This is a genomic window from Pseudomonas sp. N2-3-1-14 (assembly GCF_041228395.1).
In the GTDB taxonomy this organism is placed as follows: Bacteria; Pseudomonadota; Gammaproteobacteria; order Pseudomonadales; family Pseudomonadaceae; genus Aquipseudomonas.
Map to the genome: position 1 here is coordinate 3,616,062 of NZ_CP166199.1, position 26,468 is coordinate 3,642,529.

At 61.5% G+C, this 26,468-nt stretch carries 30 protein-coding genes and 1 pseudogene; 15 read left to right on the forward strand and 16 right to left on the reverse strand.

From position 1 onward, the window contains the following. Window positions 1-124: 124 nt before the first annotated feature. Genes AB5I78_RS16515 through AB5I78_RS16545 form a run of 7 tightly spaced genes read left to right on the forward strand, consistent with a single transcriptional unit; the run spans window position 125 to window position 6,564 of the window. A complete protein-coding gene (locus tag AB5I78_RS16515) occupies window positions 125-1,153 on the forward strand; it encodes an ABC transporter ATP-binding protein (protein WP_369302047.1) in 1,029 nt (342 codons plus the stop codon). Then, window positions 1,150-1,995, forward strand: coding sequence for an ABC transporter permease (locus tag AB5I78_RS16520; protein ID WP_369302048.1), 846 nt, complete (start codon window positions 1,150-1,152; stop codon window positions 1,993-1,995). The genes AB5I78_RS16515 and AB5I78_RS16520 overlap by 4 nt, the downstream gene beginning before the upstream one ends. A 4-nt stretch (window positions 1,996-1,999) precedes the next feature. Further along, window positions 2,000-2,794, forward strand: a complete 795-nt coding sequence (locus AB5I78_RS16525; RefSeq protein ID WP_065932095.1) for an ABC transporter permease — start codon at window positions 2,000-2,002, stop codon at window positions 2,792-2,794. Further along, window positions 2,794-3,084, forward strand: coding sequence for a (2Fe-2S)-binding protein (locus AB5I78_RS16530; RefSeq protein ID WP_145166111.1), 291 nt, complete (start codon window positions 2,794-2,796; stop codon window positions 3,082-3,084). Before AB5I78_RS16525 ends, AB5I78_RS16530 begins: the two co-directional genes overlap by 1 nt. Continuing rightward, entirely contained in the window at window positions 3,081-4,424 is a 1,344-nt protein-coding gene (locus AB5I78_RS16535) for an FAD-dependent oxidoreductase (protein WP_369302049.1), read from the forward strand. Before AB5I78_RS16530 ends, AB5I78_RS16535 begins: the two co-directional genes overlap by 4 nt. Then, window positions 4,421-5,518, forward strand: coding sequence for an NAD(P)/FAD-dependent oxidoreductase (locus tag AB5I78_RS16540; protein WP_369302050.1), 1,098 nt, complete (start codon window positions 4,421-4,423; stop codon window positions 5,516-5,518). The genes AB5I78_RS16535 and AB5I78_RS16540 overlap by 4 nt, the downstream gene beginning before the upstream one ends. A 14-nt stretch (window positions 5,519-5,532) precedes the next feature. Beyond that, window positions 5,533-6,564, forward strand: coding sequence for an ABC transporter substrate-binding protein (locus tag AB5I78_RS16545; RefSeq protein ID WP_119736011.1), 1,032 nt, complete (start codon window positions 5,533-5,535; stop codon window positions 6,562-6,564). Between the two features lie 45 nt (window positions 6,565-6,609). Here AB5I78_RS16545 and AB5I78_RS16550 read toward each other — a convergent pair whose 3' ends face one another. Both AB5I78_RS16550 and AB5I78_RS16555 read right to left on the reverse strand, forming a co-directional pair. Continuing rightward, window positions 6,610-7,095 carry a hypothetical protein gene (locus AB5I78_RS16550; protein ID WP_369302051.1) on the reverse strand — a complete coding sequence of 162 codons (486 nt, stop codon included), beginning with the start codon at window positions 7,093-7,095 and terminating at the stop codon, window positions 6,610-6,612. After that, on the reverse strand, window positions 7,092-7,559 hold the full coding sequence (locus AB5I78_RS16555; RefSeq protein WP_370003046.1) for a hypothetical protein: 468 nt from the start codon (window positions 7,557-7,559) through the stop codon (window positions 7,092-7,094). Before AB5I78_RS16555 ends, AB5I78_RS16550 begins: the two co-directional genes overlap by 4 nt. A gap of 176 nt (window positions 7,560-7,735) precedes the next feature. On the opposite strand from AB5I78_RS16555, the gene AB5I78_RS16560 reads away from it, so the two are divergent. Then, the gene (locus tag AB5I78_RS16560) at window positions 7,736-8,224 is read left to right on the forward strand and encodes an Hcp family type VI secretion system effector (protein WP_369302052.1); all 489 of its coding nucleotides are present in this window, start codon (window positions 7,736-7,738) and stop codon (window positions 8,222-8,224) included. 19 nt (window positions 8,225-8,243) lie between these two features. Here the strand turns inward: AB5I78_RS16560 and nadE are convergent, their stop codons facing one another. The 3 genes from nadE to AB5I78_RS16575 form a co-directional block, all read right to left on the reverse strand. After that, window positions 8,244-9,059, reverse strand: a complete 816-nt coding sequence (gene nadE / locus AB5I78_RS16565; protein WP_369302053.1) for an ammonia-dependent NAD(+) synthetase — start codon at window positions 9,057-9,059, stop codon at window positions 8,244-8,246. Between the two features lie 77 nt (window positions 9,060-9,136). Beyond that, entirely contained in the window at window positions 9,137-10,375 is a 1,239-nt protein-coding gene (pncB, locus tag AB5I78_RS16570; protein WP_145166105.1) for a nicotinate phosphoribosyltransferase, read from the reverse strand. An 11-nt stretch (window positions 10,376-10,386) separates the two neighbouring features. Beyond that, the gene (locus AB5I78_RS16575) at window positions 10,387-11,034 is read right to left on the reverse strand and encodes a nicotinamidase (RefSeq protein WP_369302054.1); all 648 of its coding nucleotides are present in this window, start codon (window positions 11,032-11,034) and stop codon (window positions 10,387-10,389) included. A gap of 146 nt (window positions 11,035-11,180) precedes the next feature. Here AB5I78_RS16575 and AB5I78_RS16580 point away from each other — a divergent pair, with 146 nt between their 5' ends. Continuing rightward, window positions 11,181-11,873, forward strand: a complete 693-nt coding sequence (locus AB5I78_RS16580; protein WP_369302055.1) for an NUDIX hydrolase — start codon at window positions 11,181-11,183, stop codon at window positions 11,871-11,873. 137 nt (window positions 11,874-12,010) lie between these two features. Here the strand turns inward: AB5I78_RS16580 and AB5I78_RS16585 are convergent, their stop codons facing one another. Both AB5I78_RS16585 and AB5I78_RS16590 read right to left on the reverse strand, forming a co-directional pair. After that, window positions 12,011-12,784, reverse strand: coding sequence for an L-iditol 2-dehydrogenase (locus AB5I78_RS16585; protein WP_369302056.1), 774 nt, complete (start codon window positions 12,782-12,784; stop codon window positions 12,011-12,013). An 18-nt stretch (window positions 12,785-12,802) separates the two neighbouring features. Then, complete coding sequence (locus AB5I78_RS16590; RefSeq protein ID WP_369302057.1) at window positions 12,803-14,113, reverse strand: sugar ABC transporter substrate-binding protein; 1,311 nt, start codon at window positions 14,111-14,113, stop codon at window positions 12,803-12,805. Between the two features lie 210 nt (window positions 14,114-14,323). Here AB5I78_RS16590 and AB5I78_RS16595 point away from each other — a divergent pair, with 210 nt between their 5' ends. The 3 genes from AB5I78_RS16595 (at window position 14,324) to AB5I78_RS16605 (ending at window position 17,404) form a co-directional block, all read left to right on the forward strand. Next, window positions 14,324-15,262 (forward strand): AraC family transcriptional regulator, encoded by a 939-nt coding sequence (locus AB5I78_RS16595; RefSeq protein WP_262209013.1) that lies wholly within the window; start codon window positions 14,324-14,326, stop codon window positions 15,260-15,262. 154 nt (window positions 15,263-15,416) lie between these two features. After that, window positions 15,417-16,364 carry a nucleoside-specific channel-forming protein Tsx gene (locus tag AB5I78_RS16600; protein WP_145166099.1) on the forward strand — a complete coding sequence of 316 codons (948 nt, stop codon included), beginning with the start codon at window positions 15,417-15,419 and terminating at the stop codon, window positions 16,362-16,364. A 14-nt stretch (window positions 16,365-16,378) separates the two neighbouring features. Further along, window positions 16,379-17,404 carry a purine nucleoside permease gene (locus AB5I78_RS16605; protein ID WP_262209011.1) on the forward strand — a complete coding sequence of 342 codons (1,026 nt, stop codon included), beginning with the start codon at window positions 16,379-16,381 and terminating at the stop codon, window positions 17,402-17,404. A 124-nt stretch (window positions 17,405-17,528) separates the two neighbouring features. Here AB5I78_RS16605 and AB5I78_RS16610 read toward each other — a convergent pair whose 3' ends face one another. From AB5I78_RS16610 to AB5I78_RS16625, 4 genes and pseudogenes are all read right to left on the reverse strand, one after another. Further along, entirely contained in the window at window positions 17,529-17,864 is a 336-nt protein-coding gene (locus AB5I78_RS16610; RefSeq protein ID WP_145166097.1) for a DUF6124 family protein, read from the reverse strand. Between the two features lie 570 nt (window positions 17,865-18,434). After that, window positions 18,435-19,394, reverse strand: a complete 960-nt coding sequence (locus AB5I78_RS16615; protein ID WP_369302058.1) for a zinc-binding alcohol dehydrogenase family protein — start codon at window positions 19,392-19,394, stop codon at window positions 18,435-18,437. A gap of 30 nt (window positions 19,395-19,424) precedes the next feature. Further along, window positions 19,425-19,598, reverse strand: a complete 174-nt coding sequence (locus tag AB5I78_RS16620; RefSeq protein WP_145166095.1) for a DUF1427 family protein — start codon at window positions 19,596-19,598, stop codon at window positions 19,425-19,427. Between the two features lie 69 nt (window positions 19,599-19,667). Beyond that, window positions 19,668-20,452, reverse strand: a pseudogene (locus AB5I78_RS16625) (helix-turn-helix transcriptional regulator). A gap of 119 nt (window positions 20,453-20,571) precedes the next feature. Between AB5I78_RS16625 and AB5I78_RS16630 the strand changes: the two are divergent. Next, window positions 20,572-20,844: a hypothetical protein gene (locus tag AB5I78_RS16630; RefSeq protein ID WP_369302059.1), complete on the forward strand. Its 273-nt coding sequence runs from the start codon at window positions 20,572-20,574 to the stop codon at window positions 20,842-20,844. Between the two features lie 36 nt (window positions 20,845-20,880). On the opposite strand, the gene AB5I78_RS16635 is transcribed toward AB5I78_RS16630, so the two are convergent. The 3 genes from AB5I78_RS16635 to AB5I78_RS16645 form a co-directional block, all read right to left on the reverse strand. Further along, window positions 20,881-21,051, reverse strand: coding sequence for a metallothionein (locus AB5I78_RS16635; protein ID WP_145166092.1), 171 nt, complete (start codon window positions 21,049-21,051; stop codon window positions 20,881-20,883). 87 nt (window positions 21,052-21,138) lie between these two features. After that, complete coding sequence (locus tag AB5I78_RS16640) at window positions 21,139-21,594, reverse strand: DMT family transporter (protein ID WP_145166091.1); 456 nt, start codon at window positions 21,592-21,594, stop codon at window positions 21,139-21,141. Window positions 21,595-21,598: 4 nt separating this feature from the next. Continuing rightward, window positions 21,599-22,087, reverse strand: coding sequence for a DMT family transporter (locus AB5I78_RS16645; protein WP_145166090.1), 489 nt, complete (start codon window positions 22,085-22,087; stop codon window positions 21,599-21,601). 114 nt (window positions 22,088-22,201) lie between these two features. On the opposite strand from AB5I78_RS16645, the gene AB5I78_RS16650 reads away from it, so the two are divergent. After that, window positions 22,202-23,134 carry a LysR family transcriptional regulator gene (locus tag AB5I78_RS16650; RefSeq protein WP_124418885.1) on the forward strand — a complete coding sequence of 311 codons (933 nt, stop codon included), beginning with the start codon at window positions 22,202-22,204 and terminating at the stop codon, window positions 23,132-23,134. Window positions 23,135-23,263: 129 nt separating this feature from the next. Next, window positions 23,264-23,518, forward strand: a complete 255-nt coding sequence (locus tag AB5I78_RS16655; protein ID WP_145166088.1) for a type II toxin-antitoxin system Phd/YefM family antitoxin — start codon at window positions 23,264-23,266, stop codon at window positions 23,516-23,518. Window positions 23,519-23,530: 12 nt separating this feature from the next. On the opposite strand, the gene AB5I78_RS16660 is transcribed toward AB5I78_RS16655, so the two are convergent. Together AB5I78_RS16660 and AB5I78_RS16665 are read right to left on the reverse strand one after the other, a co-directional pair. After that, window positions 23,531-24,850: an Nramp family divalent metal transporter gene (locus tag AB5I78_RS16660; protein ID WP_369302060.1), complete on the reverse strand. Its 1,320-nt coding sequence runs from the start codon at window positions 24,848-24,850 to the stop codon at window positions 23,531-23,533. Between the two features lie 41 nt (window positions 24,851-24,891). Beyond that, on the reverse strand, window positions 24,892-26,445 hold the full coding sequence (locus AB5I78_RS16665) for a DUF726 domain-containing protein (RefSeq protein WP_369302061.1): 1,554 nt from the start codon (window positions 26,443-26,445) through the stop codon (window positions 24,892-24,894). Window positions 26,446-26,468: the final 23 nt, after the last annotated feature.

Consider the following 26,468-nt stretch of genomic DNA (forward strand, 5'->3'; position numbering starts at 1 on the left):
CGAAATGAACAACAAACGGCAGCCGACTCGAGATCGAGCGCCACCGCACCCGCAGCACTCTTTTCGCATCTGCCCAAAACAAAAAAGCGCGTTTCGACGCGACTCAAACAGGTGGAACGCAGACATGGCTTTTCTCCAACTCAACGCCTTGAGCAAACGCTACGGCGCCGTCGATGCGGTGGTCGCCACTGACCTTGCGGTAGAAAAAGGCGAGTTCGTTTCCCTGCTCGGTCCCTCGGGCTGCGGCAAAACCACCACCCTGCAAATGATCGCCGGCTTCGTCGACGTGAGCGGCGGGCAGATCCTGCTCGACGGCCGCGACATCACCCACGCCAAACCCGCCAGCCGTGGCCTGGGCGTGGTGTTCCAGAGCTACGCGCTGTTCCCGCACATGACCGTGCGCGACAACGTCGCCTTCGGCCTGAAGATGCGCAAAGTGACGGCCGCCGAAATCGCCCGCCAGGTTAAAACCGTGCTGGAACTGGTGCGCCTGGCGCCGCACGCCGAGCGCTACCCGCGTGAACTCTCCGGCGGCCAGCGCCAGCGTGTAGCGCTGGCCCGCGCGCTGGTGATCGAGCCGCCGGTGCTGCTGCTCGATGAACCGTTGTCCAACCTCGACGCCAACCTGCGCGAAGAGATGCAGTTTGAAATCCGCCGCATCCAGTGCGCGGTGGGCATCACCACCTTGATGGTCACCCACGACCAGGCCGAAGCACTCTCGATCAGCGACCGCGTGGTGGTGATGCAGGCGGGACGCGTCACGCAGATCGATGCACCGTACAACCTCTACGAACACCCACGCACGCGCTTCATCTCGGACTTCGTCGGCAAGGCCAACCTGCTGCCGGGCGACTACGACGAACTTGGCACCCCACAAGTACGCCACGCCAGCGGCGACGGCGAGCTGACCCTGAGCCTGCGCCCGGAAAAAATCACCTTGGTGGCCGCAGGCAGCGGGCGCGTGCAAGGCAAGGTGCTCGACAGCTACTTCTTCGGCAGCCAGTGGCTGTACCGTGTCCATACCTCGCTGGGCGACATTACCGTGGTGCGCAGCAACGACGGCAGCGCGCCGCTCGGTTGCGGCGCGGCCGTCGGCCTGGACTGGCACGCCGGTTTGCTGCGCGTGTTGGCGGCAGATGAGGTACACGCATGAGTCGCGGTTATCTGTTGTCGTTGCCGGCCCTGGCGCTGTTCACCGGGCTGTTGATTTTGCCGCTGATCATGACGCTGGTGCTGTCGTTCAACGTGTTCGACTACCAGGTGGGCGTGAAGGCGGATGAATGGACCTTGGCGCATTACCTGTCGCTGTTCAGTGACGCGTACTTCTATGAAATCTTCTGGCGCACCTTCTGGATCAGCGCGCTGGTGACCTTGCTGTGCGTGGTGATCGGCGTGCCCGAGGCTTACATTCTGAGCCGCATGGGTACACCGTGGCGCTCGATCTTCCTGATCCTGATCCTCACGCCGTTGCTGATTTCGGTGGTGGTGCGCGCCTTCGGCTGGAGCCTGTTGCTCGGCGCCGACGGGCTGGTCAACCAGGTGATCCAGGCCCTCGGCGGGCGCCCGGTAAAGCTGCTGTATACGCCGTTTGCGGTGATCATCGCACTGGTGCACGTGATGCTGCCGTTCATGATCATTCCGGTGTGGACCTCGCTGCAAAAACTCGACCCGTCGGCAGAACAGGCGGCGTTGTCACTGGGCGCCAGCCAGGCCACGGTGATGCGCAAGATCGTGTTGCCGCAGGTCATGCCCGGCGTGCTGTCCGGCACGTTGATTGTGTTCGGGCTGGCGGCCAGCTCGTTTGCGATCCCCGGGCTGCTCGGCGGGCGCCGCCTGAAAATGGTCGCCACGGTGGTGTACGACCAGTACCTCTCGGAACTCAACTGGCCCATGGGCGCGACCATCGCGGTGGTGCTGCTGTTGGTCAACCTGCTGATCATGCTGAGCTGGAACCGCATGATCGAAAGCCGCTACAAAAAGTCCCTGGGGGTTTAAGCGCATGTCCAGAAACGGTCCTTTGGCCCTCGGCTTTCACGGCCTGGTGGTGCTGTTCATGATGGCGCCGCTGGTGGTGGTGTGCCTGGTGGCCTTCACCCCGGAGAACACCTTGAGCCTGCCCACATCGGGCTTCTCCCTGCGCTGGTTTCGCGCAGTGTTCGAGCGTGCCGACTTTATCCAGGCGTTCTATAACAGCCTGATCCTGGCGTTTACCGCCGCCACCTTGGCCACGCTGATCGCGGTGCCGGCGGCCTTGGCGATCAGCCGTTATCAGTTCCCGGGGCGCAACTTTTTCAGTGCGTTGTTCCTCTCGCCGATCATCATCCCGCACCTGGTGCTGGGCGTGGCGATGCTGCGTTTGTTCGCGCTGATGGGCGTAAATGGCAGCTTCACCTGGCTGATGCTCGCCCACGTGGTGATCATCACCCCGTACGTGCTGCGCCTGGTGCTGGCGGCGGCAATCGGCATTGACCGCAGCGCCGAACAGGCGGCGGAGTCGCTGGGGGCCGGCCGCTTTACGCTGTTTCGCCAGATCACCTTGCCGATGATTCTGCCCGGTGTGGCCGGCGGCTGGTTGTTGGCGTTCATCAACAGTTTCGACGAGGTGACCCTGTCGATCTTCGTCAGTTCGCCGGCTACACAAACCCTGCCGGTGCGCATGTACGTGTACGCCACCGAGTCCATCGACCCGATGATGGCGGCGGTGTCGGCGCTGGTGATTGCACTGACCGCAGCAACCATGATTCTGCTCGACCGGGTCTACGGCCTGGACCGCGTGCTGGTGGGGAAACATTGATGGCGTTGTTCAAACGATTGGCCGAAACCCAGCGCCCGGCTGTGGCCTTCACCCTGGATGGGCAACCGGCCACGGGCTTGCTCGGCGACACGTTGCTGACCGCCGTGCTGACCTGTGCCGAGCACCTGCGCGGCAGCGATTTCAGCGCCGAACGCCGGGCCGGGTTCTGCCTGATGGGCGCGTGCCAGGATTGCTGGGTGCGCCTGGCAGATGGGCGCCGCGTACGCGCCTGTGCGACGTTATTGGAAGAAGGCCAGGCGATCAGCCGTGACCCGGGGCGCCAAGCATGAAGCCAACAGTGATTGTGGGCGCAGGCCCGGCCGGCATCAGCGCGGCGCGCACCCTGCTCGACCACGGCGTCACGCCGTGCCTGATAGATGAAAGCCTGCGCGGCGGCGGGCAGATTTACCGGCGCCAACCGGCCAACTTTCAGCGCTCGGCCAAGCAACTCTATGGCTTTGAAGCCAGCAAGGCCGAGGCCGTGCACCGCACGCTGGATGAGCTGGCGCCGTTGATCGACTACCGCCCACAAACCCTGGTGTGGAACGCCGAGGACGGGCGCCTGGACATGCTCAACGACGGCCGTGCCGAGAGCCTCGAATACGCGCAACTTATCGTCGCCACCGGCGCCACCGACCGCATTCTGCCGGTGCCCGGCTGGACCTTGCCCGGCGTCTACAGCCTGGGCGCGGCGCAGATCGCCTTGAAGTATCAAGGCTGCGCCATCGGTGAGCGCGTGGCGTTTTGCGGCAGCGGGCCGTTGCTGTATCTGGTGGCTTATCAATACGCCAAGGCTGGGGCCAAGGTGGTGGCGGTGCTCGACAGCGCGCCGTTCAGCGCGCAATGCCGCGCCTTGCCTGCATTGCTCAGGCAACCGGCGACGCTGGCCAAGGGTGTGTATTACCGCGCCTGGCTCACGGCGCATGGCATTCCCGTGCACCAGGGCGCGACGCTCACGCAGATCGACGGCGAACAACGGGTCAACGGTATCCGTTGGGGCGAGCACACGTTGGACTGCGATGCCGTGGCCTTCGCCCATGCCTTGCGCAGCGAGACACAGCTGGCGGATTTGCTCGGCTGCGAGTTTGCCTGGAACAGCTTGAACCGCGCCTGGTTGCCCGCGCGCGACAGTGCCGGGCGCAGCAGTGTCCACGGCGTGTACCTGGCGGGCGATGGCGCCGGGATCATGGGCGCCGACGCGGCGCACATGGCCGGCGAGCGCGCGGCGCTGGCGGTGCTGGAAGACTCAGGCATTGCCATCAACCCTCGCCGCACGGCCGTCCTGGAACAGCAACTGGCGAGCATCCAGCGCTTTCGCCACGGCCTGGAAACCGCATTCCCCTTCCCCGAACACTGGGCCGCGCAGGCGCCGGATGAACTGATGCTGTGCCGCTGCGAAGAAGTCAGCGTCGGCGAAGTGCGCGCGGTGGTGGATGAAGGCCACTGGGAAATCAATCGGGTCAAGGCGCATTGCCGCGTCGGCATGGGCCGCTGCCAGGGCCGCATGTGCGGGCTGGCAGCAGCGGAAATTGTCGCCGAGCGCAGTGGTCGCGGAATTGAACACGTCGGCCGCCTGCGCGGCCAGGCGCCGATCAAGCCGCTGCCGTTTGGCGTAGAGGTGCAGCCATGATCGACGTGATCGTGTTGGGCGGCGGTATCGTCGGTGCCTCGGCGGCCTTGATGCTGGCGCAAAAAGGTCAGCGCGTGGCGTTGGTAGAGCGCGACTTTTGCGGCTCGCATTCCAGCGGTGTGAACTACGGCGGCGTGCGCCGTCAGGGGCGGCCGCTGCATCAGTTGCCGCTGTCGCAGCGCGCCCATCAGTTGTGGGCCGACTTGCCGGGGCTGATCGGCATCGACGGCGAGTACGTGCGCTCCGGGCATTTGAAGTTGGCCCGCAGTCATGCGGACCTCGACGCGCTGCAGGCCTATGCCGAGCAAACTCGTGGCTTTGGATTGGGTTTGCAGGTGTTGGATCACGCTGAACTGCGCGCGCGGTTCCCTTGGGTCGGCGATATCGCGGTCGGCGCTTCGCTGTGCCCTGAAGACGGGCACGCCAACCCGCGGCTGGTTTCGCCCGCGTTTGCCCGCGCCGCGCAGCGCCAGGGTGCTGAGGTATACGAGCAGGCCGAAGTGATGCGCATCGAACATGACGGCCAGCGGTTCCAGGTGCACTGCGCCAACGGTCTGCACCTGCAAGCACCGTGGCTGCTCAACTGCGCCGGCGCCTGGGCCGGGATCGTCGCCGCGCAATTCGGCGAACCGGTGCCGATGACGTCGGCGCACCCGGCGATGCTGGTCACCGAACCGCTGCCGGTGGTGATGAACGTGAGTACCGGCGTTGAAGGCGGCGGCATTTATGCGCGCCAGGTCGCCCGTGGCAATTGCATTCTTGGTGGCGGCCGGGGCTTTGCGCTTGGCCCGCTGACGGCGCGTCCGGGGCAGGCGGCGGTGCTGGAGATTTTGCGCAACGCCGGCGAACTGTACCCGTTTCTCAAAGGTGCCCAGGCGATACGTACCTGGAGCGGCACCGAAGGTTACTTACCCGATCACGAACCGGTGATCGGCCCCAGCAGCACCCAACCTGGCCTGCTCCACGGTTTCGGCTTTGCCGGCGCCGGGTTCCAGCTCGGCCCTGCGGTCGGTGAAGCCCTGGCAGAGATCGTCTGCAGCGGGGCCAGCCGGCAACCCATCGAAGCGTTTTCCATCCGTCGTTTCCAAGCCTGAGAGGAAAAACACCCATGCACACACGTATCGCGCTGTCCTGCTTGTCCCTCGCGTTGCTCGCCTCCACCGCGCATGCCGCGCCCACGCTGTACCTGGGCATGAACGGCGGCACCATGGAACGGGTGTACGCCGACAAGGTGCTGCCCGCGTTCGAAAAGGCCAACAACGTCAAGGTGGTGATCGTGCCCGGCACCTCGTCGGACATCCTCGCCAAGGTTCAGGCCAACAAAGACAACCCGCAAATGCACGTGATGTTCCTCGATGACGGCATCATGTACCGCGCCATCTCCATGGGCCTGTGCGACAAACTCGCACCGAGCGCGCCTCTGGACCAGATCCCGGCCAAGGCCAAAATCAAGGACGAAGCCGTGGCCGTGACCCTGGGCGTGACGGGCCTTGGCTATAACGCCAAGATGTTCAAGGAAAAAGGCTGGGCCGCGCCCACCTCGTGGATGGACCTGGCCGACCCGCGCTTCAAAGACAAGGTGGTGTTCCAGTCCCTGGCCTCCTCCACCTTCGGCCTGCACGGTTTCCTGATGTTCAACCGTATCCAGGGCGGCTCCGAAACAGACGTAGAACCAGGCTTCAAGGCCTGGCCGAAAACCATCGGCCCCAACGTGCTGGAATACATCGCCAGCTCGGCGAAGATCTCCGAGATGGTGCAAACCGACGAGGCCGCGATCTTCCCCCTGACCCCAACCCAGGTCACCACGCAGAAATTGCTCGGCATCCCGATGGAATACGCGCAACCCAAGGAAGGCGCGGTGGTGCTGAACGTGGCCGAGTGCGTGATCGCGCGTAACGACCAGCCGGAGCTGGCGCAGAAACTCGCAGCCTTCTTGCTGACCGCGCAAGCCCAGGCACCGGCGCTTGAAGAAGGCGATCAGATCCCTTCCAACCCAACCACGCCGACCACCGATAAAACCCGCGCGCGGGTGGAGGCCATGCAGGGTTACTTGCAGACGGCGATTTCGATTGATTGGGACCAGGTGAACCAGGCGCGGCCGGAGTGGAATGCGCGGTGGAGTCGCTCGATTGAGCGCTAACCTGAAATAGCGGATTGCTCCCACGCATTTGTGTGGGAGCTAACGTCACTTAGCCCTGGCCCTGCGTGCATTGGCCTTGAGCTGATTTGAGTATGTTTCGTAGATCGCTCTCGCCGCATTCCGTTGGATGTGGATTTCAAAAAGCTTTTGCCGCATCTCTCGATGGCGGTGCGTATTGAGCAGCAGCAACCCGAAAAGCGGAAACGCGACCCCCAGAGAAAACGCCACGGTATGCGGACGGTATTGAATCATTGGTAGCACCAGCATCAGGGAGAACGCGAAATAGCACATCAACAAGCTAGCGGCCCATTTGCGACCTCTCGCAATCATGAAGTTGGCAAACACTAAAAAAGCAGTCATCGACAGTAGACTCCAACCAGACACTTCAGCTTGCAGCGATGGCTCCAGGCTACGCAAATAGGTTGTGTCCACCAGGACAGTGACCATAGCGCCTGCGAAGAGGCCCATGAATATTGTGCCCATGAACACTGGAAAGTAACGGATGAGAAAACCGGCAACTGACTCACTCATTCTGCAACTTCTTCGTATAAGCCCACAGCAATGGTCGTCGTGCTGCCAACATGGCCATTTCGATAGCTTCCAATCAGCCCCAACGCACTGCCCACTGAGCCACTCAGTACAACAAGCCAGCCCAACACTGCAGCACCGCAAGACAAGGATGTATTGATCGCTTCAAATGCAAGCTGCGACTCCCGCGGCTCATGCTCCAACCGCCGCACAAAATCTAAGCGTGCCATCGACGCCGGCATCTCGCGCAAAATCACGCGCTTGGGCAAAACGCTGCAAATCGGCTGAAACTCGCGCAACGTCACCGGCCACAACTGTGAATCGAGATACACCACCCCTGCCCCGGCAATCGCCGGGTCGGCATCAATGGCGGCAAACAGCCGACGCAGATCCATGCTGCGTTCTACCCGTTCACGGGTGGTGCGGTGGGCGCTGGGGAAACCGTCCTTGAATACGCTGGAAGCCATTCCGTTTTTGCTCCTGATTTCACAAGAGCGCAGAGCGTATCTGCCAAGAATGTCGGAAAGTTTCCTTTTTCCAGAAGGCCGCTTCCTGTTGTCACCTTGGAGCCTTGTGGACAATCGTAGGAATCGGAAAAGTACGCCCGCGCCAGTTCCGGCGAACGATCAGACATGGGGCGAGCATGGCAACGGATATGTTTTTAAAGCTTGGCGATATCAAGGGCGAGTCCAACGACCAGACACATCGTGATGAAATCGATATATCGCGCTGGGGTTGGAGGATCACGCAAGCAGGGTCGATGCACAGCGGAACTGGCGGCGGAGCCGGCAAGGTCGATATGGGCAATATCGCTATCGAAAAGCCCCTGGATAAGTCCACGCCGAATCTGATGATGGCCTGCGCAACGGGCAAGCACTATCCGGGAGCCCGAATTGTGGTGCGCAAAGCGGGAGGCGCCAGCAATGTGGAGTATCTGGTGATCACCTTGAGGGACGTCATGGTGGCCTCCTATGAGACGCGCGCAGCAGCAACCAAAGATGTACTGACAGAGGAAATCAGCCTTAACTTTGCCAAGGTTGAAGTCAGTTACCAGCCGCAGAACGCCGATGGCGGCAAGGAGGGTGGACCTGTCCGGTTCGGGTGGAACATTCGCGAAAATATCAAAATCTAGATAACGAGTGATCCCCGACTTAGTCGGGGATCACGGGCAGCGCACGTTTGTGCGCTGTCTTGCGGTAGGCCCCTTCAACAATCGCGCGCACCCGCTCACTCACCGGCTCGCCCATCAGGTAGGCGTCGATTTCTTCATAAGTGCAGCCGTAGGCCTGCTCATCCGCCTTGCCCGGCGCCAATTCTTCGAGGTCGGCGGTCGGTAATTTGTGCACCAGGTTGCCCGGCGCACCGAGGGCGCTGGCCAGCAGACGCACCTGGGTTTTAGTCAGGCCCGACAGTGGCGCGAGGTCGCAGGCGCCGTCGCCGAATTTGGTGAAGAACCCCATCAACGCTTCGGCACCATGGTCGGTACCGACCACCAGGCCGTTGTGCAGGTTGGCCACGGCGTATTGCGCGATCATCCGCGTGCGGGCCTTGACGTTGCCCTTGATGAAGTCGACATGCGCCGCGCTGGCTTCGGTCGCGGTCAGGCTGGCCATCAGGCCGTCGACGCTGGCGGCGATATTCAAGGTGTCGATGTGGTCCGGCTTGATGAAATCCAGGGAGGCCTGAGCATCGCTTTCATCGGCCTGGGTTTTGTACGGCAGGCGCATGGCGATAAAGCGCGCAGCGTAGCCTTCGGCACGCAGTTGCTCCACGGCCAACTGACACAGACGGCCCGCCGTCAGGGAATCAACACCGCCGCTGATGCCCAACACCAGCGCCTTGCAGCCGGAGCCACGCAAGGTGCTTTTGATGAAATTGATGCGCCGCTGAATCTCCTGCGGTTCGCCGCCCTTGACCAGCGCGCGGTTGATGTTCAGTTCCTGGGCGATACGTGCCTGAGTTTGCATATCACACCTCTCTCTATGACTTGGATTGACCTGTGGGAGCGGGCTTGCCCGCGAAGACGGCGTGTCAGTCAACACCGTCAGTGCTGATCCACCGCTTTCGGGAGCAAGCCCCCTCCCACCGAAAACACTTTTGCCGCGTACTGCAAAAACGAGGCGTCTTCACAGACGTTCTTGATCGGGTCATCGGAAAACTTCACCACCGGCTCGCCGTGTACGCGCACCAGCTTCATCACGATGCTCAGCGGTTCCACACCCTCCACGTCGCAGGCCAGGCTGGTGCCCATGCCGAAACCGAACTTGGCCTTGCCACGGATGTGCCGCAGGATCGGCAGGCATTTTTCGAAATTCAGACCGTCGGAGAACATCAGGTCCTTGGTCATCGGGTCGATCCCCAGCTGCTTGTAGCGCGCCAGGACTTTGTCGGCCCAGGCGATGGGGTCACCCGAGTCCTGGCGCAGGCCGTCGTAGAGCTTGGCGAAGTACAGGTCGAAATCCTTGAGGAAAAAATCGGTGCTGATGCAGTCGGTCAAGGCGATGCCGAGGCGGCCGCGGTATTCGCGCACCCAGTTTTCCAATGCGGCGTTCTGGCTTTCGCGCAGGCGCCCCAGTTGCTGGTGCACCATCAGCCATTGGTGGGCCATGGTGCCGATCAGCGGCAGGTCGAATTCGTAGGCCAGGTGCGCGTTGCTGGTGCCGATGAACTGCCCGGGGAAGTCGCGGCGCATGATGTCCACCACTTCGCGCTGGGCCTTGAACGACAGGCGCCGGCGTGTGGAAAAGTCCGAGACGCGCAGGTCGGCCAGCTCTTCACGGCTGAGGTTTTTCTCCAGCCAGTCGAACTTCTGGTAGAGCTTGCGGGTGACGTCTTCCAGGCTCACGTCGGGGTATTTATCGCGGTTGCGCAGCTCACTGACCAACGCCAGCACCGGCTGTTCGAACATGATGCAGTGCAGCATCGGCCCGACCACGCGGATGTTCAGTTGGCCGTCGACTTCGCTGACGTGGATGTAGCGCAGGTTGAAGCGGAACAGGCCCAGGAAGCGCTCGTAGTCCGGGGTCAGGTATTCGCGAAAGCGTGGGTTGAACAGAAAGCGCAGTTCGCCTTCGCGCATCTGCAGGCCGGCGAGTTTCTCCAGCTCGTCGCGCAATTGCGGGATCAGGTGGCCGAGTTTTTCTTTGGAACGGACGATGAAGTTGTATTCCACGTCGACATTCGGGTGCTGGTGCAGCACGGCCTGCATCATGGTGAAGGTGTAGTAGTCGGTGTCGAGCAAGCCCTGGATGACCGGGGATTCGTAGTCGTAGGCACTTTCCATGGTGTTTCTCCTTAGCGCGTGGCCATCGCGGCCAGTTCTTCGCGGGTGCTGCTGATGGCAGCACCGGCCTTGAGCAACTCATTCACCGCCTGTACGCCGCCCTCTTCGCTGATACCTCGGCAGGCCGGCAAGTGCAGGACCACCTCCAGGCCAGCCTTGAGCAGTTGCAACGTGGTGGTCTTGACGCAGTAGTCCAGGGCCAGACCACCGACGATCACGCGGCGCACGCCTTGGGCGTTCAAATACTCGATGACGCCAGTGGACAGTTTGTCGTGCAGGTCGTGGTAGCAGGCACCGTAGGGGTGCAGGTCGGGTTCGACGCCTTTCCAGATGAAGTAGTCGTAGTCATACGGCGTGGGCAGTTCGTCCAGCAGCGTAAAACCCTCGGTGCCCGGCACGCAGTGGCTGACCCAGGTGACGTCGGCGTGGGCCAGGCCGGTGGGTTGCAGCATCTCACTGTGCTGCGTGACCACCCACGGGGCGTGCGGGGTGTGCGCGTCTTTGCTGCCGACACGGTGGCCGGCAAGGCTGGCCATGTAGTTGAGTTCGGCACCGACCTGGTCTCCGCCAACCACCGGCAATTCGTTGGGGCACAGTGGAGTGAAGCTCTTCTGGGCGTCGACGTCGAATGAAGCAATGGCAGTTTTCACGAGGGTCATAGTGATTCTCCGGTGGCCTGGAAACAAAAGTACACGTCATGTACTTTCATTGCAAGAAACATTTAGTTATCTATGCTGGAGCAAGTACATGACATAGCTGTTCGATCCGTTAGACTGTGCCCCACCGCTGTTCAGAAGGATTTCCCATGCCACTCAGTGCCTACCTCCACACCGTCGACCTGTGCGTGTTGTTCTATTGCCGTGCCGCCGGAGAATTGAAGCTGCTGCTGAACAAGCGCGAAGCCGAGCCCTTTGCCGGCCATTGGGCGTTACCGGGCGTGGTGGTTAATGGCGGCGTGCAAGATCTGAGCCTCAAGGATGCCGTGGAGCGCTTGCGGGCGAGCGACAAGGTCGGTTTTGATTTGGCCTGGAGTGAGCAAGTCGGCACGGTGGGCGATGCGTTTCGCGACCCGCGCTGCTGGTCGTCGTCCACCTACTACCTGGCGATCGTGGCCGATGACGTGGTGTTGGGTGTGCATCAGGCCTGGTTTTCGCTGAATGCAGTGGCCGATGGCAGTATCAAACTGCCCTTCGATCACAACCTGATCGTCGCCGCCGTGCAGGAGCGGCTGTTTTCCAAGTCGCTGTACAGCAACTTGCCGTTGATGTTTTTGGGCAACGAATTCAGCGCGCCGCAAGCGACCACGATCTTTTCGCTGGTGCTGGCGCGGCCGGTGTTGAAGACCAGTATCCGCCAGCGTTTGTTGAAGCTGACTGAGGCGGGGTATTTGCGTGAGACGGGGCGCAAGAAGAATGGTGAAGGCGGCCGGCCCCAGGCGACGGTGGAGAACCTGAAGCCTGGGGAAGTGTATTTTTTTGATCGCAGTTTTGCTGAGTAGCCTGGCACTTAAGAACAACAAAGATCCAATGTGGGAGCTGGCTTGCCTGCGATAGCGGTGGGTCAGACCCTAAAGCTGTCACTGACAGACCACTATCGCAGGCAAGCCAGCTCCCACATTCTTAATCGATGCTCGGCTTAGTTCATCCAATTACCGCCATCGACGTTATAGGTCTGGGCCACCACATAGTCGGCGTCTTTGGAAGCCAGGAAGATAGCCATCCCGGTCAAATCCTCCGCCGTGCCCATGCGCCCAAACGGCACCTCGGCCCCTACCCGCTTCTTCTTCTCGCCGGGCGCCAAGCCCTCATGCTGGGCAAACAACGCGTCCACGCCATCCCAGTGCTCGCCATCCACCACGCCGGGGGCGATGGCGTTGACATTGATGCCCTGCTTGATCAGGTTCAGCCCCGCCGATTGCGTGAGGCTGATCACCGCCGCCTTGGTCGCACAATAGATCGCCACCAATGGCTCGCCTCGCCGCCCGGCCTGGCTGGCCATGTTGATGATCTTGCCGCCGTGGCCCTGGCTGATCATCTGCCGGGCGGCGGCCTGCAGGGTGAACAGCGTGCCGGCGACGTTGATCGAGAACAGCCGCTCATAGCTGTCGCGGGTAATGTCGACGATGGGCGCCAGGTCGAACAGTGCAGCGTTATTGATCAGGATATCGAGCTTGCCGGCATGGGCCACCACGGCGGCAAGCGCGGCGTCGATGGAGGCTTGGTCGGTGACGTCCATCGCGACGGCATACGCCTGTGGGCCCAGCTCAGCCGCTGTAGCCTGGGCACGTTGCAGGTTGATGTCGGCGATGGCAACCGTTGCGCCTTCGGCGATATAAGCCTGGGCAAAGGCGCGGCCGATGCCGCGCGCCGATCCGGTGATCAGCGCGCTCTTACCTTCGAGTCGTTTCATGGGGCTGTCCTGTAAAAATTATTTCGGGTAGCCGGCGCGTTTCATCTCGCGCTCGGTGGTGGACTGAGCGTCGAGCAGCGCCTGATCAACCGTCATGCCGCCGGTAAGCGCCGCCGAAAACAACTTGCCGACGGAGGTGCCGATGGCCTGGAACTCAGGAATGGTCACGTACTGAATGCCCACGTACGGCACCGGCTTGGCCGACGGGTGCGCGGGGTCAGCGTGCTTCATCATTTCCAGGGTCACCTGGGCAAACGGCGCGGCCTTCAGGTAAGCCTCGCTGTAGGTGGACTGGCGGGTGCCCGGCGGCACGTTGGTGATGCCTTCTTTATCGGCGACCAACTGGATGTAATCCTTGGACGTTGCCCAGGTGATGAAGGCCTTGGCAGCGTCTTTGTGCTTGGAGGTCGCCGGGATCGCCAGGGACCAGGCGTACAGCCAGGAAGAGCCTTTGTCGGTGACCTCGGTGGGTGCCGCAGCAAAACCTACGTCGTCGGCGACTTTGCTTTGGCTTTTGTCGGTGGTGAAGGAGCCGGCGACGCTGGCATCCACCCAGATCGCGCACTTGCCGCTGTTGAACAACGCCAGGGTTTCATTGAAGCCATTGCTGGAAACACCGGGCGGGCCGTAATTTTTCAGGGTGTTGACATAATAGTTGGCGGCGGCGGTCCACTCGGGGCTGGTCAGTTCCGGCTTCCACTGTTCGTCGAACCAGCGCGCGCCGAAGGCGTTGGCCATGGTGCTGAGCAGCGCGATGTTCTCGCCCCAGCCGGCCTTGCCGCGCAGGCACATGCCGTATTGGCCCTTGTCTTTGGCCGTGAGTTGGGCGGCGAACTCACCCAGCTGGGTCCAGGTGGGGTGCGCGGGCATGCTCAGCCCGGCTTGCTTGAACAGGTCGGTGCGGTAGTAGGTGACAGTACTTTCGCCGTAGAACGGCAAGGCGTACAGGGTGTTATTGACCGACAGGCCCTGACGCACCGACGGGAAAATATCTTCGGCGTCGTAATCAGCCGGCAGTTGGGTCAGGGGTTCCAGCCAGTGCTTGGCGCCCCATAACGGCGTCTCGTAGGTGCCGATGGTCAGCACGTCGAACTGGCCGCCCTGGGTGGCGATATCGGTGGTGAGGCGCTGGCGCAGCACGTTTTCTTCCAGTACCACCCAGTTGAGCTTGATGTCCGGGTGCTGGGCCTCGAAGACCTTGGACAGGCGTTGCATGCGGATCATGTCGCTGTTGTTGACGGTGGCGATGGTGACGGTGTCGGCGGCGTAGCTGGGCAGGGCCAAGGCCAGGCCGGACAGCAGGAAAAGCGCTTGCGGAAGCTTGAACATGGCGGTTTCCACCTGTTGTTTTTGTTGTAGAGCGCCGATTACAGCAGCTTGGCCAGGCCCTCACAAACGCATGGCGAATGCTCGGCTGATACTTTTTTAACCTGGGCTCGCGGATCAAAAAAGTATCAGTGCCAGGCGAAACCGGGGGTAGCGTGCCTGTTGTTAACCGGCGTATTTTGCAGAGATTCCATAAGTAAAAGAGGCATCACCATGCCCATCAACCGCGCCAAGCTGTTCGAGCATCGCCCTGCCGAACTGGAAGTCATCCTGCCTGAGCCGGACCACTGCTTCCGCTGGTTCGAACACGATTACCCGTATGACCTGGCGCGCTGGAACCACCACCCCGAGTTCGAAATCCACCTGATCCGCCAGGGCAGCGGCAAGCTGGTGGCCGGCGACTACATCGGCGCATTCAGTGCCGGGCATGTCGCGCTGATCGGTCCGGACTTGCCCCACGACTGGATCGGCGAGCTGGCCCCCGGCGAGTACCTGACCGGGCGCGACGTGGTGCTGCAATTCGACGGCGCCGCCCTTCTCGCCCTGCGCAAAACCCTGCCGGAACTTGGCGACTTGCAGCCGCTGTTCGAACACGCCCGGCGCGGCCTGCAATTCAGCGGCGACACCGCCGTGCACGCCGCACGCTTGCTCGAAGACATCGGCAAGGCCCACGGCCTGCAACGGCTGATCCTGTTCCTGCAACTGCTCGACACCCTGAAAAACGCCCCGACGCCAAACGTGCAGGCGCTGGCCAGCCCCTGCTACGCCCCCACCCTGGACGCGCGCAGTGCCGAGCGCATCAACAAAGCCTTCGATTACCTGATGACGGAACTGACCGGCGACCTGCGCCTGTCCGTCATCGCGCAACGCCTGGACATGAGCGAGCCGGGCTTCTCGCGCTTCTTCAAGCGCAACACCGGTCACGGGTTTATCGACCTGATGCGCAAATTCCGCGTACAGCGCGCCTGCCGGCTGTTGCTGCAAAGCGACATGTCGGTGGCAGATATCTGTTTTGAAGTGGGCTACGCCAACCTGTCCAACTTCAACCGGCATTTTCGGATCGAGATGAACCAGACACCGAGCGAGTATCGGCGCGAAACGGCGATGCATTTGTTTAACCGCATCGAGAAAATGACACCCAGTCATTTTTGATCAAAAGGTCGATTAATTTCGGTTTTTTCCCTTTTATTCAAGCCATTGAGCAAAGTTGGTACAGCCTGTGCAAACGTTTGCGGAACGAACTTGGTAGGCAAGTTCTCCTTAACCCGAGGAATCGGGTCTAACCGCGTACGAATAGGGATTTTCAATGCACCCCACCTCAAGGCGTCCTGCTTCCTTTGGTGTTTCCTTGCTACTGGCCGCCGTTACGGGAGTACTCAGCGCACCCATTTTGGCGCAGGAAAAACCCGCCGATGATTCAGCACAGGGCGAAACCCTGGCCCCGGAAGCCAGCCCGACGAAAAAAGGCGCGTACCTGTCGGAATGGTTCAACCAGGACCTGACGCTGATCGGCAGCAAAGACATCAGCTTCGGCCCCAAGCCGCAAGATGACGTGTACCTGGAATACGAGTACTTCGGTCGTAAAGGCCCGTTCGAGTTGTACGGCTATATCGACGTGCCGAAAATTCTCGGCATCGGTAACAGTAATGACAAAGGCGCGTGGGACCATGGCTCGCCGGTGTTCATGGAGCACGAGCCGCGCATCTCCATCGACTACCTGGCCGGTCGCAGCCTGGCCATCGGGCCGTTCAAGGAATGGTACGTGGCGTTTGACTGGATCTACGACCACGGCAGCAACAAGGCGAACCGCGCCAACACCCTGTACAGCGGCTTGGGCACCGACATCGACACGCACTCGCGGGTCAACCTGTCGGCCAACTTCTATGGGCGTTACCAGTGGGAAAACTATGGGGCGAGCAATGAATACCAGTGGGACGGCTACCGCGCGCAAATGAAGTACATCGTGCCCATCAGCAAGTTCGACAACGGCGCGTCGCTGACCTACATCGGTTTCACCAACTACGACTTCGGCTCGGACCTGCACAAGGACAACCCGGCACGCACCGCTAATTCCGTGGTGGCCACCAACGTGCTGCTGTACTCGTTCACCCACCTGCGTTTCACCCTGGTCGGCCGTTACTTTCACAACGGCGGCAACTGGGAGGACGGCAGCGAGCTGAACTTCGGCGAAGGCAACTTCCGCGCCCGCTCGGATGGCTGGGGCTACTACGCCGGTGTCGGCTACCAATTCTGATCAAGGAGTATTAGATGAACGTATTAACCCGTCTTTCGCTGGCCGTCGGCCTGGCTGTGTTGCCCCACGTGGTGCTGGCGGACACCGCGCCGATCAAGCCTAAAGTGATGCTGATCACCATGTTCGCCCCCGAAGCGCAAACCTGGATCGATCGCCTGGAACTCAAGCAGGAAGTGCGCGTGCCCGGCCTCTCGGCCGAATACCCGGTGATCCGCTGCAACACTCAGGACGTGTGCCTGTTGGTGACTGGCATGGGCCAGACCAATGCTGCCGCCTCGACCCTTGCCCTGGCCCTGTCACCCAAGTTCGACCTGCGCCAGAGCTATTTCCTGATTGCAGGGATTGCCGGCATCAGCCCCAAACACGGCACCATCGGCACCGCCGCCTGGGCGCACTACCTGGTGGAGTTCGGCACCCAGTGGGAAATCGATTCGCGCGATGCGCCCAAAGACTGGCCGACCGGTTACATCGGCATCAACACCAAAGGCCCCAACGAGAAACCGCCGTTGGACTATAAGACCGAAGTGTTCGAGCTCAACCCCAAGCTGCAAGCCAAGGCATTTGCCCTGTCGCACAAGGTTGAGCTGAGCGAAAGCAAGGAATCCACCGCCTGGCGCAAACACTACCCGGCCGCCCCGGCCAACCAGCCGCCGCAAGTCACCCAGTGTGACACCCTGGCGGGCAACACCTGGTTCTCCGGCACCCGCCTGAGCGAGCGCGCCGAAGTCTGGACCAAGCTGCTCACCGACAACAAAGGCGAGTACTGCACCACCCAGCAGGAAGACAACTCCACCTATGAAGCCCTGCTGCGCGCCAGCCGCGAAGGGTTGGTGGATATCCAGCGCCTGGCGGTGGTGCGTGCCGGCTCGGACTTCGACCGGCCGTACCCTGGCTACAGCGAAGTGGACAATTTGCTGAAATACGCCGATCAAGGCGGGTTCGTGCCGGCGTTGGAGAACCTGTATCGCACCGGTAATCCGCTGGTTCAAGCGATTCTCAAGAACTGGTCCGCCTGGGAAAAAGGCGTCCCCGAAGCCTAGTGAAAATCAAACTGTGGGAGCGGGCTTGCCCGCGATAGCGTTCTGTCAGTCAGCGAGTTGTTGACTGATCCGCCGCCATCGCAGGCAAGCCAGCTCCCACATTTTTTGACCGTGTTAACAATCCTTATGCCGCCGGATGGGCCACATTCAGCGCCTTATCCACCAACAACTGCACCCCTTCCAGCATTCGGCAGATGCCCAGCGCGACATTACGTTGCGACCCTTCGATTTCAAACGCCATATGGTTAGCAATCTGGCTGATGGACGCCAAATCCTGGGAAGCATTGACCAGCAAGGTTTCCGTGCCCAGGTCGGCGCGCACGGTGAAGAGCCCGTCGGTGGGTTCGGGGATGGGTTTTGCGGGGTTGAGGTAGTGGTTGATCGCGCGGTAGGCCACTTCGTGCAGGGTGCTGGTATCGAAGTCGGGTTGGCCGGGTGGATTTGGGCTGTCTTTGATCATGGTGGAACTCCGTCGACAAGTGGAGCTGCCAACGCTCGCGGTCAAGCGAGTTAAGGTGGCAGCTGTACGCGGGTTGACCGACCGGTTGTCAACGAACCCGGCATACCCAAAGGTATCCCGCGCACAACTGCCGCGACACAATACCTCAGGCATAAAAAAAACGCCTGAGATAGGTACAGGGCGTAGCGTTTCGTTAACAAGGTCGGACGGTCAAATCCGGTCGCTGAATGGTCAGCGACGGCAGTGAGGTTAGTCAGCGCCCTTCCGAGCGACAACCTGAAACCTCTGTGGGAAACGTCCGAGTCAAACCCGATCCCAAAGCCTGATGAAGATCAAACTGTGGGAGCGGGCTTGCCCGCGATGGCGGTGCGTCAGTCAGCTTATTTGTCACTGGCCCACCGCATTCGCGAGCAAGCCCGCTCCCACATTTGGAGCTCAGCACATCAGGTAAATGTGTGTACTCGGTCAAATGTGGGAGCTGGCTTGCCTGCGATGCAGACAACTCGGTACATCAGCCATAACCAGTTGATGCCATCGCAGGCAAGCCAGCTCCCACCTTTTATCAGCGCATTAAGGCAGGAAGATGATCTTGTCCGCACTGCCCGTGTTCACTTCTTCGTAGCACTGCACGCCATCCGCCAACGCCACTTCGCGCAAGCCTGTCGGCAGCGGCAACGACCCTTCATCAAAGAAGCGCCCGAACTGCTCCAGCATCACCGCGCACTGCTCGCAGTTGTAGAGCAATGAGTTGATTCCCACCACCGAACCGCCTTTGCGATACAACGCCAGGGCCGGCAGTTGCACATGCCCATCCACCGGCGCGGCGATGATTGCGATACGGCCGAACGGCGCCAAACCAGCGACAGCCGCCGGCAACCAGAAACCGGTGGTGTCGAAGATCACATCCGCGCCGCCCTTGAACACGGCGTTGACCTGCGCGCCCAACTCTTCCGGCTGGCCCAGCGTAATTGCGTCAAACCCTTGAGCCTGCAGCACCTCAACCTGATCCGCCTTGCGCACCGCCCCCAGTACCTGCGCACCCCGGATCTTCGCCAACGCCAACGCCGCGCTGCCCACGGCGCCATTGGCACCAATCACCAACAACCGCGTGCCTTTGGCCACACCGCTACGTTCCAGTGCATCCCAGGCGGTGGTATAGGGCACGCCAAGGCTGGCGGCTTGGGCAAAACTCAAGTGGCTCGGCTTATGCGCCACGCCCTTGGCCGACACGGTGAGGTATTGAGCGTGGGAGCCATCGGCGAAAAAGCCCAGGTCGCGTCCGGTGCCCCAGACCTCTTGACCGACCAGTGCCTGCGGCCCCTCGACCACAACCCCGGCGAAATCCCGGCCGGGAATCCGCGGCAATGTGGTGTAGGGAAAACGGCCGAGCACGTTTTTAACGTCGCTGGGGTTCAGGCCGGCAGCTTTGACCTGCACCAGTACTTCACCGGCAGCCGGCACCGGCTTGGCAACGTCAACGAAACTCAGGGCGGCGAGGTCGCCGGTGGCGGAAAATTGCAATGCTTTCATGGCCAATATCCATCGAAGGGAAAAAGGAAATCAGGACAACCAACCGCTGACCCACTCGCGCCCCATGGGCCAGAGTTTCTCGCCGAGCAACATGCCCATCAGGCCCACCAGGGCAATGGCAGGCGGCGCGGGTGAGCGGAAGTCCAAGGCGCCGTAGATCACGCCGACAAACAGGCCGATGGCGAGGGAAATCAGGTAGTTCATGGGGGCGGCGCCTTGTAGGTTGATGGGCTCAGTGTAGTGAGCGCCTGCCTGAAACATCGGCCAAGTGCTTCAGGATTTCGGCCAACCCCTCAACCCGCGTAGTGCGACGGCGCCACGCCGAGTTCACGCCGGAACATGTCGCTGAAGCTGCTCGGCGAATAGCCCAAAGACCGCGCAATGCCACTCACCGACTGGCCCTGGATCAGCTCCGCCACCGCCGTGGCCAGTTGCACCTGGCGGCGCCATTCGGCAAAGCCCATGCCCAGGTGGTTCTGGAACAGCCGCGCCAGGGTGCGCACACTGGCCCCGGCCGCCTCGGCGTGTTGCTCGAACGGGATCTCCAGCGACGGCGCCGCCATCACCGCCTGGCAGGCGTTGATCAAGCGACGGTCGGCGCCCACCGGCATGGCGATGCGGATCTGCGAACGACGGGCCCGCTGCAATTCCAGCAGGGCCAGGCCGACAACGGCGTCGTAGTAGGCCGTATCGCCGTTGTCGCCCTGGTCGACCAACGTGACGATCAGCTCGCGCAACAGCCCGCCGACTTCAATCACCTGCACCTGGCTGTCCAGCGTCGCCGCCAGGGCCGGGCGCAGGTAGATATTGCGCATCTGCAGGTCGGAGACCACGCGAATGCCATGTTCCACGCCCGGCGGCAGCCACACCGCACGCTGGGGCGGCACAACCAGCGCTTCGCGAGGCGTTTCGACCCACATCACGCCGCTCATGGCGTACAGCAACTGGCCCCAGTCGTGGCTGTGCGGTTCTACATACAACCCACGCGGGTAGGTGCGCGCCAAGGGTTGCACGGGCACAGCGTGATCACTGAGGTCGGGGGGCGCGGCCAGGGCCATGGGCTACACATCATCAAGGGTGAGCCGCCATGGTAATGACCGCCGCGCCACAATCCGAGTGAATTTTTACTGCCCGCAACGATCACTTGCTTACACATTGAGAGTAGGGAGCTCTAACAATGGACGGATCAGAACCGGTCAATGGCAAGGCGCGCATTGACTACACCCAGGACACATTATTCGGCCCGATGGCCAAGCATGCCGAGTGCCAAGTGAGTGTTCAGCGCACACCGGAACGCACCGTGTTGCGGGTGTTCCAGCCGCTGCCGGAGGATCTGCACGCGGCGCAAACCGTGGTGTTTGCGCTGGAGGGGCGGCGGATCAGTGCGGTGGTCAAAGGTCGTCAGCGCATGGCCGACCACAGCGTCAGGTTCGAACTCAAACCCCAATAAAAAGAGGCCGGTAACACCGGCCTCTCGCTGACACGCTTAGCCGTGAGCCGACTTGGCGCACTCACAGCCCGTTGGCGCCATACACGGCTCACCATGGGCATGGTGCTCGGCACAGCCTTGGCAGCAATAGCCTTTACCGTCCTTCATTACCGCGTCGGCGCCCAGTACACATTTGCAGTGTGGGCAAGCACAGGTTTCATCTGGCATGGTCAGACTCCTTTTCATGGTCGTCCAAGTGCTGCGAACGCAACACCTTAAGCAATGACTCCCGGCAACGCAGCAAGGTTCAGCCCATTAATCGGCTTGACGGGTATTGCTGCGGTACATGAACACCAGCGCCAGCGCCAGACAGAGCATCGCCACGATACGGCTGCCCGACAGTTCAATCGCCGGGTTACCCAGCCAGCCGAAGTTGTCGATCAGCATGCCCATGCCCAACTGCCCGACGATCACCGCCACCGTCGCCACCGCCGTGCCGACGATGGGCACCGCGCCGACCATTACCATCATGTACACCACGCCGAACAGCGCGCCGGTCAGTTGCCACTTAGGCACCTCGAGCAGGCTGACGGACTGGGCCGGCTCAAAAAAGAAGATCAACAGCGCCGTGGTGATTGCGCCCACCGCAAAGGTCAGCAGACTGCTGCGCAATACGCCCACCGCCTGGCCCAGGCGGCCGTTGATGGCCGCTTGCACACTCAGCACCGCACCGGCGGCAATCACCAGTACCAACAACAGAATCAGATTCATCGCCTTACCCTCGTGCAATCAGAACAAGTGCCGCCACAATCAGCGCCAACGCAATCCAGCGCTCACCGTTGACCCGCTTGCGCGCCGTGCCGAACCAGCCGAAATGGTCGATCAACACACTCTTGCCCACCTGGCCCGAGAGGATCGCGATCATGGTCATGGCAATGCCGATATGCGGCGTGGCCAACGTCAGCACCACCACGTACATCGGCCCCAGGAAGCCGCCGATCAACTGCCAGCGTGGCAGGTCGGTCAGCGCCGGGCCTGTCTGCGGGCCGCTGAACAGCAGCAGCAAAAACAGGATCGCCGTGCCCACGCCGAAGATGCTCAACGTCGCCCACAAGTGGCCCACCTGTACGCCCAGCGGCCCGAGCAAACCAGCCTCCACCGACAGGCCCATGCCTGCCAGGATCACCAACGGCAACAACAGCAACCGTAAAAGGTTTTTCTTCGGCGTGGCCTGGGCCACACCTTCGATCGAACGTGCCTGCATACATCACCTGCGCTTTATAAAAACATGGCGCGCATTATCCGGTGGCCGTGCTGTGCGATAAATGGGAGCATACGGATAACACCTTTGCGCATAACGCACAGCTTGGAGGCCATGATGCAGGGCTTGAATGAATTGAGTTTCAAGGCGTTGCGCCTGTTTGTCGCCGTGCTGGATCATGGCAGCTTTTCTGAAGTCGCGCGCCGTGAAAGCCTGGCGCCCTCCTCCATTTCTCGGCAGATCCAGTTGATGGAGCAGGCACTCGGCCAACAGTTGTTGTACCGCCACACCCGCGCCGTGAGCCCTACCGAGGCCGGGCGCCTGCTCGGGCACCATGCGCGCTTGATGCTGGAACAACTGGAAACAGCCGGCCAGGCGTTGCAGGAACAGGAAAGCGAACCCAGCGGCCTGGTACGCATCAACGCGCCGATGGTGTTCGGCCAGCGTCATCTTTCGCCGTGGCTGGGCGAGCTGTGCCGGCGCTATCCCAAGTTGCAACTGGATATCCAGCAAACCGACACCTACGTCGACCCGCTGCAAGACGGCACCGACTTGCTGTTTCGTATCGGCGTGCTCAACGATTCCGGCATGCAGGCCCGCATCTTCGCGCCTCAACGCTTTCGCATCGCCGCCAGCCCCGCCTACCTGGCCCGGCATGGCACACCGCGCCACCCCGACGAACTGGTCAACCACCAGTGCCTGGCCTACAAGGGCATCACCGGCCAGCAACGCTGGTTCTTCCGCCGCGACCAGGGCGACTGGACGCCCTACAGCGTCAAAGGCCCGATCACCGGCAACCACGCCGACACCCTCACCCACGCCGCCGAACAAGGCCTGGGGCTGGTGGTGTTTCCGTCCTGGCTGATCGGCGAAGGCTTGCGCGCCGGCACCTTGCAGGCGGTGCTGACCGAGTACGACGTGGCGACGACGTTGGAGCCGCAGCAGATTGCGGCGTTATGGCCCGGCAGCCGCCGGCTGTCGCTGAAGGTGCGCACGGTGATTGATTATTTTGTCGAGTGTTTTGGCGCGGTGCCGTATTGGGATCGGTGAGCTGGCTCGGGGTTAGGAGGTAAAAATTCCTCGGCGAAAAAGTAGGCTCGTTCTGATTTTTGCGGGCCACCATTCCCCGGCACAGTATGTTGCGCCAGACTCTGGTCACTTCCGTACAGGAGAGACACCATGAAGTCACCGCGTACCGCAATCCCTGTCTCGTCGGACCAGGCCAGCGCCGATCTTTCAAAGCGGTTTCATCAAGCCAGTACCGGCCAAACCATCATTATTACCGAGGATGGATGTGCCCTTGCCCGGCCTGCGCCAGCCGGGCAATTTCACGGGAAGCGAATCGGTTCCATGAGAGGAAAACTGGTTATTCCGGACGACCTGGATGCGCCACTGCCTGACGAGTTGCTGAACGCGTTTGAGGCAGGCTTATGAACAGAACTCTGATCAAAACAACCACTGCCCAATCAACCACGCATTCGCCCCACTGATCAGCGCAAACAGAAACCACGCCAATAGCCGCGTGGGCAGCCTGTTAACAAACGGCCCCATCAATTGCTTGTCATCGGTCATGCGAATCAGCGGATAAAGCGCGAACGGCAACTGCAGGCTGAGCACCACCTGGCTGAGAATCAGCAGCTTGCCAATAGCATCGTCGCCCATCAGCCATACCCCGAGAAATGCCGGGATCAGTGCCAAGCCACGGGTGATCAGGCGTCGCTGCCAGCAAGGGATACGCAGGTTGAGATAACCCTCCATGATCACTTGCCCAGCGATCGTGCCGGTAAACGTCGAGCTTTGCCCGGAGGCCAGCAACGCGACACCGAACAGGATACTGGCGAACGCGCCGCCCACCAGTGGGTCAAGCAGGTGGTAAGCATCCTGGATCTCGACCACGTCGGTGTGGCCGGTCTTGTAGAACGCGGCGGCGGCCAGCACCAGGATCGCCGCATTGACCAGCAAGGCCAGGGCCAGGGAGCCGATGGTGTCGATACGCGCCAGTTTCACCGCGTCCTGTTTGCTGGCGAGGTCTTTGCCGATCAGGCGGGTTTGCACAATCGAGGTGTGCAGGTAGAGGTTATGCGGCATCACTGTGGCACCCAGGATACCGATGGCCAGGTACAACGGCGCAGCGTCGCTGATGGCCGACAGTGACGGGGCAAAACCACTCAACACGTCCGGCCAGTAGGGTTTGATCAGCACCAGCTCGATGAAGAAGCACACGCCGATGGTTGCAACCAACGCCAGCATGATCGCCTCGAGGCGGCGGAAGCCCCGGTTTTGCAGGGCAAGGATCAACAGTGTGTCGAAGGCGGTGATGACAATACCGGTGGTCAGCGACACACCCAGCAGCAAGTGAAACGCCAGGGCGCAGCCAAGCACTTCGGCAAGGTCGGTGGCGATGATCGAAATTTCCGCCAGCAGCCACTGCGTGCGGGCCGAGCGTTTGCTGTAGCGCTCACGGCACAGTTGCGCCAGGTCTTTGCCGGTGGCGATGCCCAACCGTGAACACAGGCATTGCACGGCCATGCCGGCCAGGCTGGCCAGCAGCACCACGAATAACAGGCTGTAGCCGTAGCGTGAACCGGCCTCAATGGCCGTGGCCCAGTTGCCGGGGTCCATGTAGCCGATGGAAATCAGCAGACCGGGGCCGGCGAACATCAGCGCCCGTTTGAAAAACGAAGCCTTGGGGTCAACGATGACGGAGCCGGCCACTTCCGGCGGGCAGAATGGGGCGGTAGCGATTTTCGGCAGGCTGAATTTCACGCGGTATCCCAGGCAAACATACAAGTCAGAGCCGCAGCTTATCAGTCCGACACGACCGTGCGCATCACCGTCTCCCGGGGCAGGTCAAAGGTGTCGACCACTTGCACCACCAGGTCCAGCTCCTGGTTCAGCGCTTCGCGTTCCATACGCTGGCGAATCATGCCGATCATCAACACCGACAAGGTGGTAATCGAGTAGGCCGGGCCGGAGAACGCTCGCACACCCGTGACGAGCAACATCGCCGCCGCCAATGCCTGGCCCACCACCGGAATCGCTGAGGCGGCGCCACGGCGCACGATAAAACCGGTAAACCCCGCCAACGCCGTGCCACTCAAGGCGGTGGTGGCCGAGCGGCTGATATCGATACGGTTGAACACGCCCTGCTCTTTTTGCGCGGCGGCCTTGAGTTCGGCGTCGAAGGCTTGGCGGTCGGCACGGCTGAGTTTGTCCTTGTATTGCTCGATCAACCTCTCAGCAACCAGCGCCTCAATGTCCGCCAGTGCCACGGTTTCAACCGGTTCATCGAACCTGATCCCCAACCGCTGCGCCACATCTTCGGCGATCTGGCGGTAACTCACGCCGTGGCCACGGGCAACGTTCATAAAGCTGTCACCGCCCATGCGTTGCAACTCGATGGCCAGTTTCAGCGGTTCGCGCACACTGGCATCGATTGACGCACTGCGCTTTTGCGCCATCAACTCGGCAAGGAACTTCAACTCGTCCGGCCGCGCTTGCACCAACGCGGGGAACAACTCCACGTCCTCTTCGGCAAAGCGCACTTCAGCGCTGCGCTGATCGGCGCGGATCATGCCGCGCCGTTCCTGCAACAGGTCGGTGTATTGCACCACGGTTTTCAGCTGCGGCCAGTAGGCGGCATGGTCGAACGTCGCCAGGTGCACATTGGTGACCTTGGCCTTGAGCGCCGGCGTGACCTCAATGGCATAACGGCCAATGCAACGTTCGGTGTCCGGTTTCATGGCCAGCGCCCAGTCCTTGCTGGAGTGGCAATTGATCACCCGGCCCTTGAGCGGCGCCGACACTTCATCCCACGGGCTCGACGTACAAATCGCCCCGCCCATCAGCAACAAGTTGTTCAGCGGCAGTTCACGAGCCACCTCGGGGCTGGCCAGCACGCTCTTGACCAGGATGCGCGCGCCCAGCGAATGCCCGATCAGGTTGATGCGCCGTACCTGCAGCGACTCGGCGTGCAGGTAACTGGCCAGTTCAGGCAACAGGGTCTTGGCCACTTCATCGACGCGCGCCTCGACACTTTTGTAATGGTCGAGGAAATAGGCAATCGCCTTGCCCACGCCCACCGTCGCTGCGCCCAGGCCGCCACCGCCGAGCATCGAGGTGATCACATCCTTGAAGGGCGCAAACAGGTTTTCGAGAAAATGCCCCGCCGGCCAGAACAGCATCAGGTTGGTCGAGCCTTCGATGCTCGCCAGCTGCTGCTTGAAATTGCCCAGTTGCTGGCGGTTGAAGAAGGCCGAATAACCGTGAACGTAGAGATTGAGCACATCCCCCTGAGGCTCGCCGCACAGTACAAACGTGGGCTTGCGGGTGCGGTGCATTTCATCCCACTGGTGTTGCATGGGCCGGTGACTCCTGGTGACGA

Excerpts from the sequence above, each read along its gene's own strand:
- AB5I78_RS16515 (WP_369302047.1), top strand. The coding sequence starts at position 125 with ATGGCTTTTCTCCAACTCAACGCCTTGAGCAAACGCTACGGCGCCGTC.
- AB5I78_RS16520 (WP_369302048.1), top strand. The coding sequence starts at position 1,150 with ATGAGTCGCGGTTATCTGTTGTCGTTGCCGGCCCTGGCGCTGTTCACC.
- AB5I78_RS16525 (WP_065932095.1), top strand. The coding sequence starts at position 2,000 with ATGTCCAGAAACGGTCCTTTGGCCCTCGGCTTTCACGGCCTGGTGGTG.
- AB5I78_RS16530 (WP_145166111.1), top strand. The coding sequence starts at position 2,794 with ATGGCGTTGTTCAAACGATTGGCCGAAACCCAGCGCCCGGCTGTGGCC.
- AB5I78_RS16535 (WP_369302049.1), top strand. The coding sequence starts at position 3,081 with ATGAAGCCAACAGTGATTGTGGGCGCAGGCCCGGCCGGCATCAGCGCG.
- AB5I78_RS16540 (WP_369302050.1), top strand. The coding sequence starts at position 4,421 with ATGATCGACGTGATCGTGTTGGGCGGCGGTATCGTCGGTGCCTCGGCG.
- AB5I78_RS16545 (WP_119736011.1), top strand. The coding sequence starts at position 5,533 with ATGCACACACGTATCGCGCTGTCCTGCTTGTCCCTCGCGTTGCTCGCC.
- AB5I78_RS16550 (WP_369302051.1), bottom strand. The coding sequence starts at position 7,095 with ATGAGTGAGTCAGTTGCCGGTTTTCTCATCCGTTACTTTCCAGTGTTC.
- AB5I78_RS16555 (WP_370003046.1), bottom strand. The coding sequence starts at position 7,559 with ATGGCTTCCAGCGTATTCAAGGACGGTTTCCCCAGCGCCCACCGCACC.
- AB5I78_RS16560 (WP_369302052.1), top strand. The coding sequence starts at position 7,736 with ATGGCAACGGATATGTTTTTAAAGCTTGGCGATATCAAGGGCGAGTCC.
- nadE (WP_369302053.1), bottom strand. The coding sequence starts at position 9,059 with ATGCAAACTCAGGCACGTATCGCCCAGGAACTGAACATCAACCGCGCG.
- pncB (WP_145166105.1), bottom strand. The coding sequence starts at position 10,375 with ATGGAAAGTGCCTACGACTACGAATCCCCGGTCATCCAGGGCTTGCTC.
- AB5I78_RS16575 (WP_369302054.1), bottom strand. The coding sequence starts at position 11,034 with ATGACCCTCGTGAAAACTGCCATTGCTTCATTCGACGTCGACGCCCAG.
- AB5I78_RS16580 (WP_369302055.1), top strand. The coding sequence starts at position 11,181 with ATGCCACTCAGTGCCTACCTCCACACCGTCGACCTGTGCGTGTTGTTC.
- AB5I78_RS16585 (WP_369302056.1), bottom strand. The coding sequence starts at position 12,784 with ATGAAACGACTCGAAGGTAAGAGCGCGCTGATCACCGGATCGGCGCGC.
- AB5I78_RS16590 (WP_369302057.1), bottom strand. The coding sequence starts at position 14,113 with ATGTTCAAGCTTCCGCAAGCGCTTTTCCTGCTGTCCGGCCTGGCCTTG.
- AB5I78_RS16595 (WP_262209013.1), top strand. The coding sequence starts at position 14,324 with ATGCCCATCAACCGCGCCAAGCTGTTCGAGCATCGCCCTGCCGAACTG.
- AB5I78_RS16600 (WP_145166099.1), top strand. The coding sequence starts at position 15,417 with ATGCACCCCACCTCAAGGCGTCCTGCTTCCTTTGGTGTTTCCTTGCTA.
- AB5I78_RS16605 (WP_262209011.1), top strand. The coding sequence starts at position 16,379 with ATGAACGTATTAACCCGTCTTTCGCTGGCCGTCGGCCTGGCTGTGTTG.
- AB5I78_RS16610 (WP_145166097.1), bottom strand. The coding sequence starts at position 17,864 with ATGATCAAAGACAGCCCAAATCCACCCGGCCAACCCGACTTCGATACC.
- AB5I78_RS16615 (WP_369302058.1), bottom strand. The coding sequence starts at position 19,394 with ATGAAAGCATTGCAATTTTCCGCCACCGGCGACCTCGCCGCCCTGAGT.
- AB5I78_RS16620 (WP_145166095.1), bottom strand. The coding sequence starts at position 19,598 with ATGAACTACCTGATTTCCCTCGCCATCGGCCTGTTTGTCGGCGTGATC.
- AB5I78_RS16630 (WP_369302059.1), top strand. The coding sequence starts at position 20,572 with ATGGACGGATCAGAACCGGTCAATGGCAAGGCGCGCATTGACTACACC.
- AB5I78_RS16635 (WP_145166092.1), bottom strand. The coding sequence starts at position 21,051 with ATGCCAGATGAAACCTGTGCTTGCCCACACTGCAAATGTGTACTGGGC.
- AB5I78_RS16640 (WP_145166091.1), bottom strand. The coding sequence starts at position 21,594 with ATGAATCTGATTCTGTTGTTGGTACTGGTGATTGCCGCCGGTGCGGTG.
- AB5I78_RS16645 (WP_145166090.1), bottom strand. The coding sequence starts at position 22,087 with ATGCAGGCACGTTCGATCGAAGGTGTGGCCCAGGCCACGCCGAAGAAA.
- AB5I78_RS16650 (WP_124418885.1), top strand. The coding sequence starts at position 22,202 with ATGCAGGGCTTGAATGAATTGAGTTTCAAGGCGTTGCGCCTGTTTGTC.
- AB5I78_RS16655 (WP_145166088.1), top strand. The coding sequence starts at position 23,264 with ATGAAGTCACCGCGTACCGCAATCCCTGTCTCGTCGGACCAGGCCAGC.
- AB5I78_RS16665 (WP_369302061.1), bottom strand. The coding sequence starts at position 26,445 with ATGCAACACCAGTGGGATGAAATGCACCGCACCCGCAAGCCCACGTTT.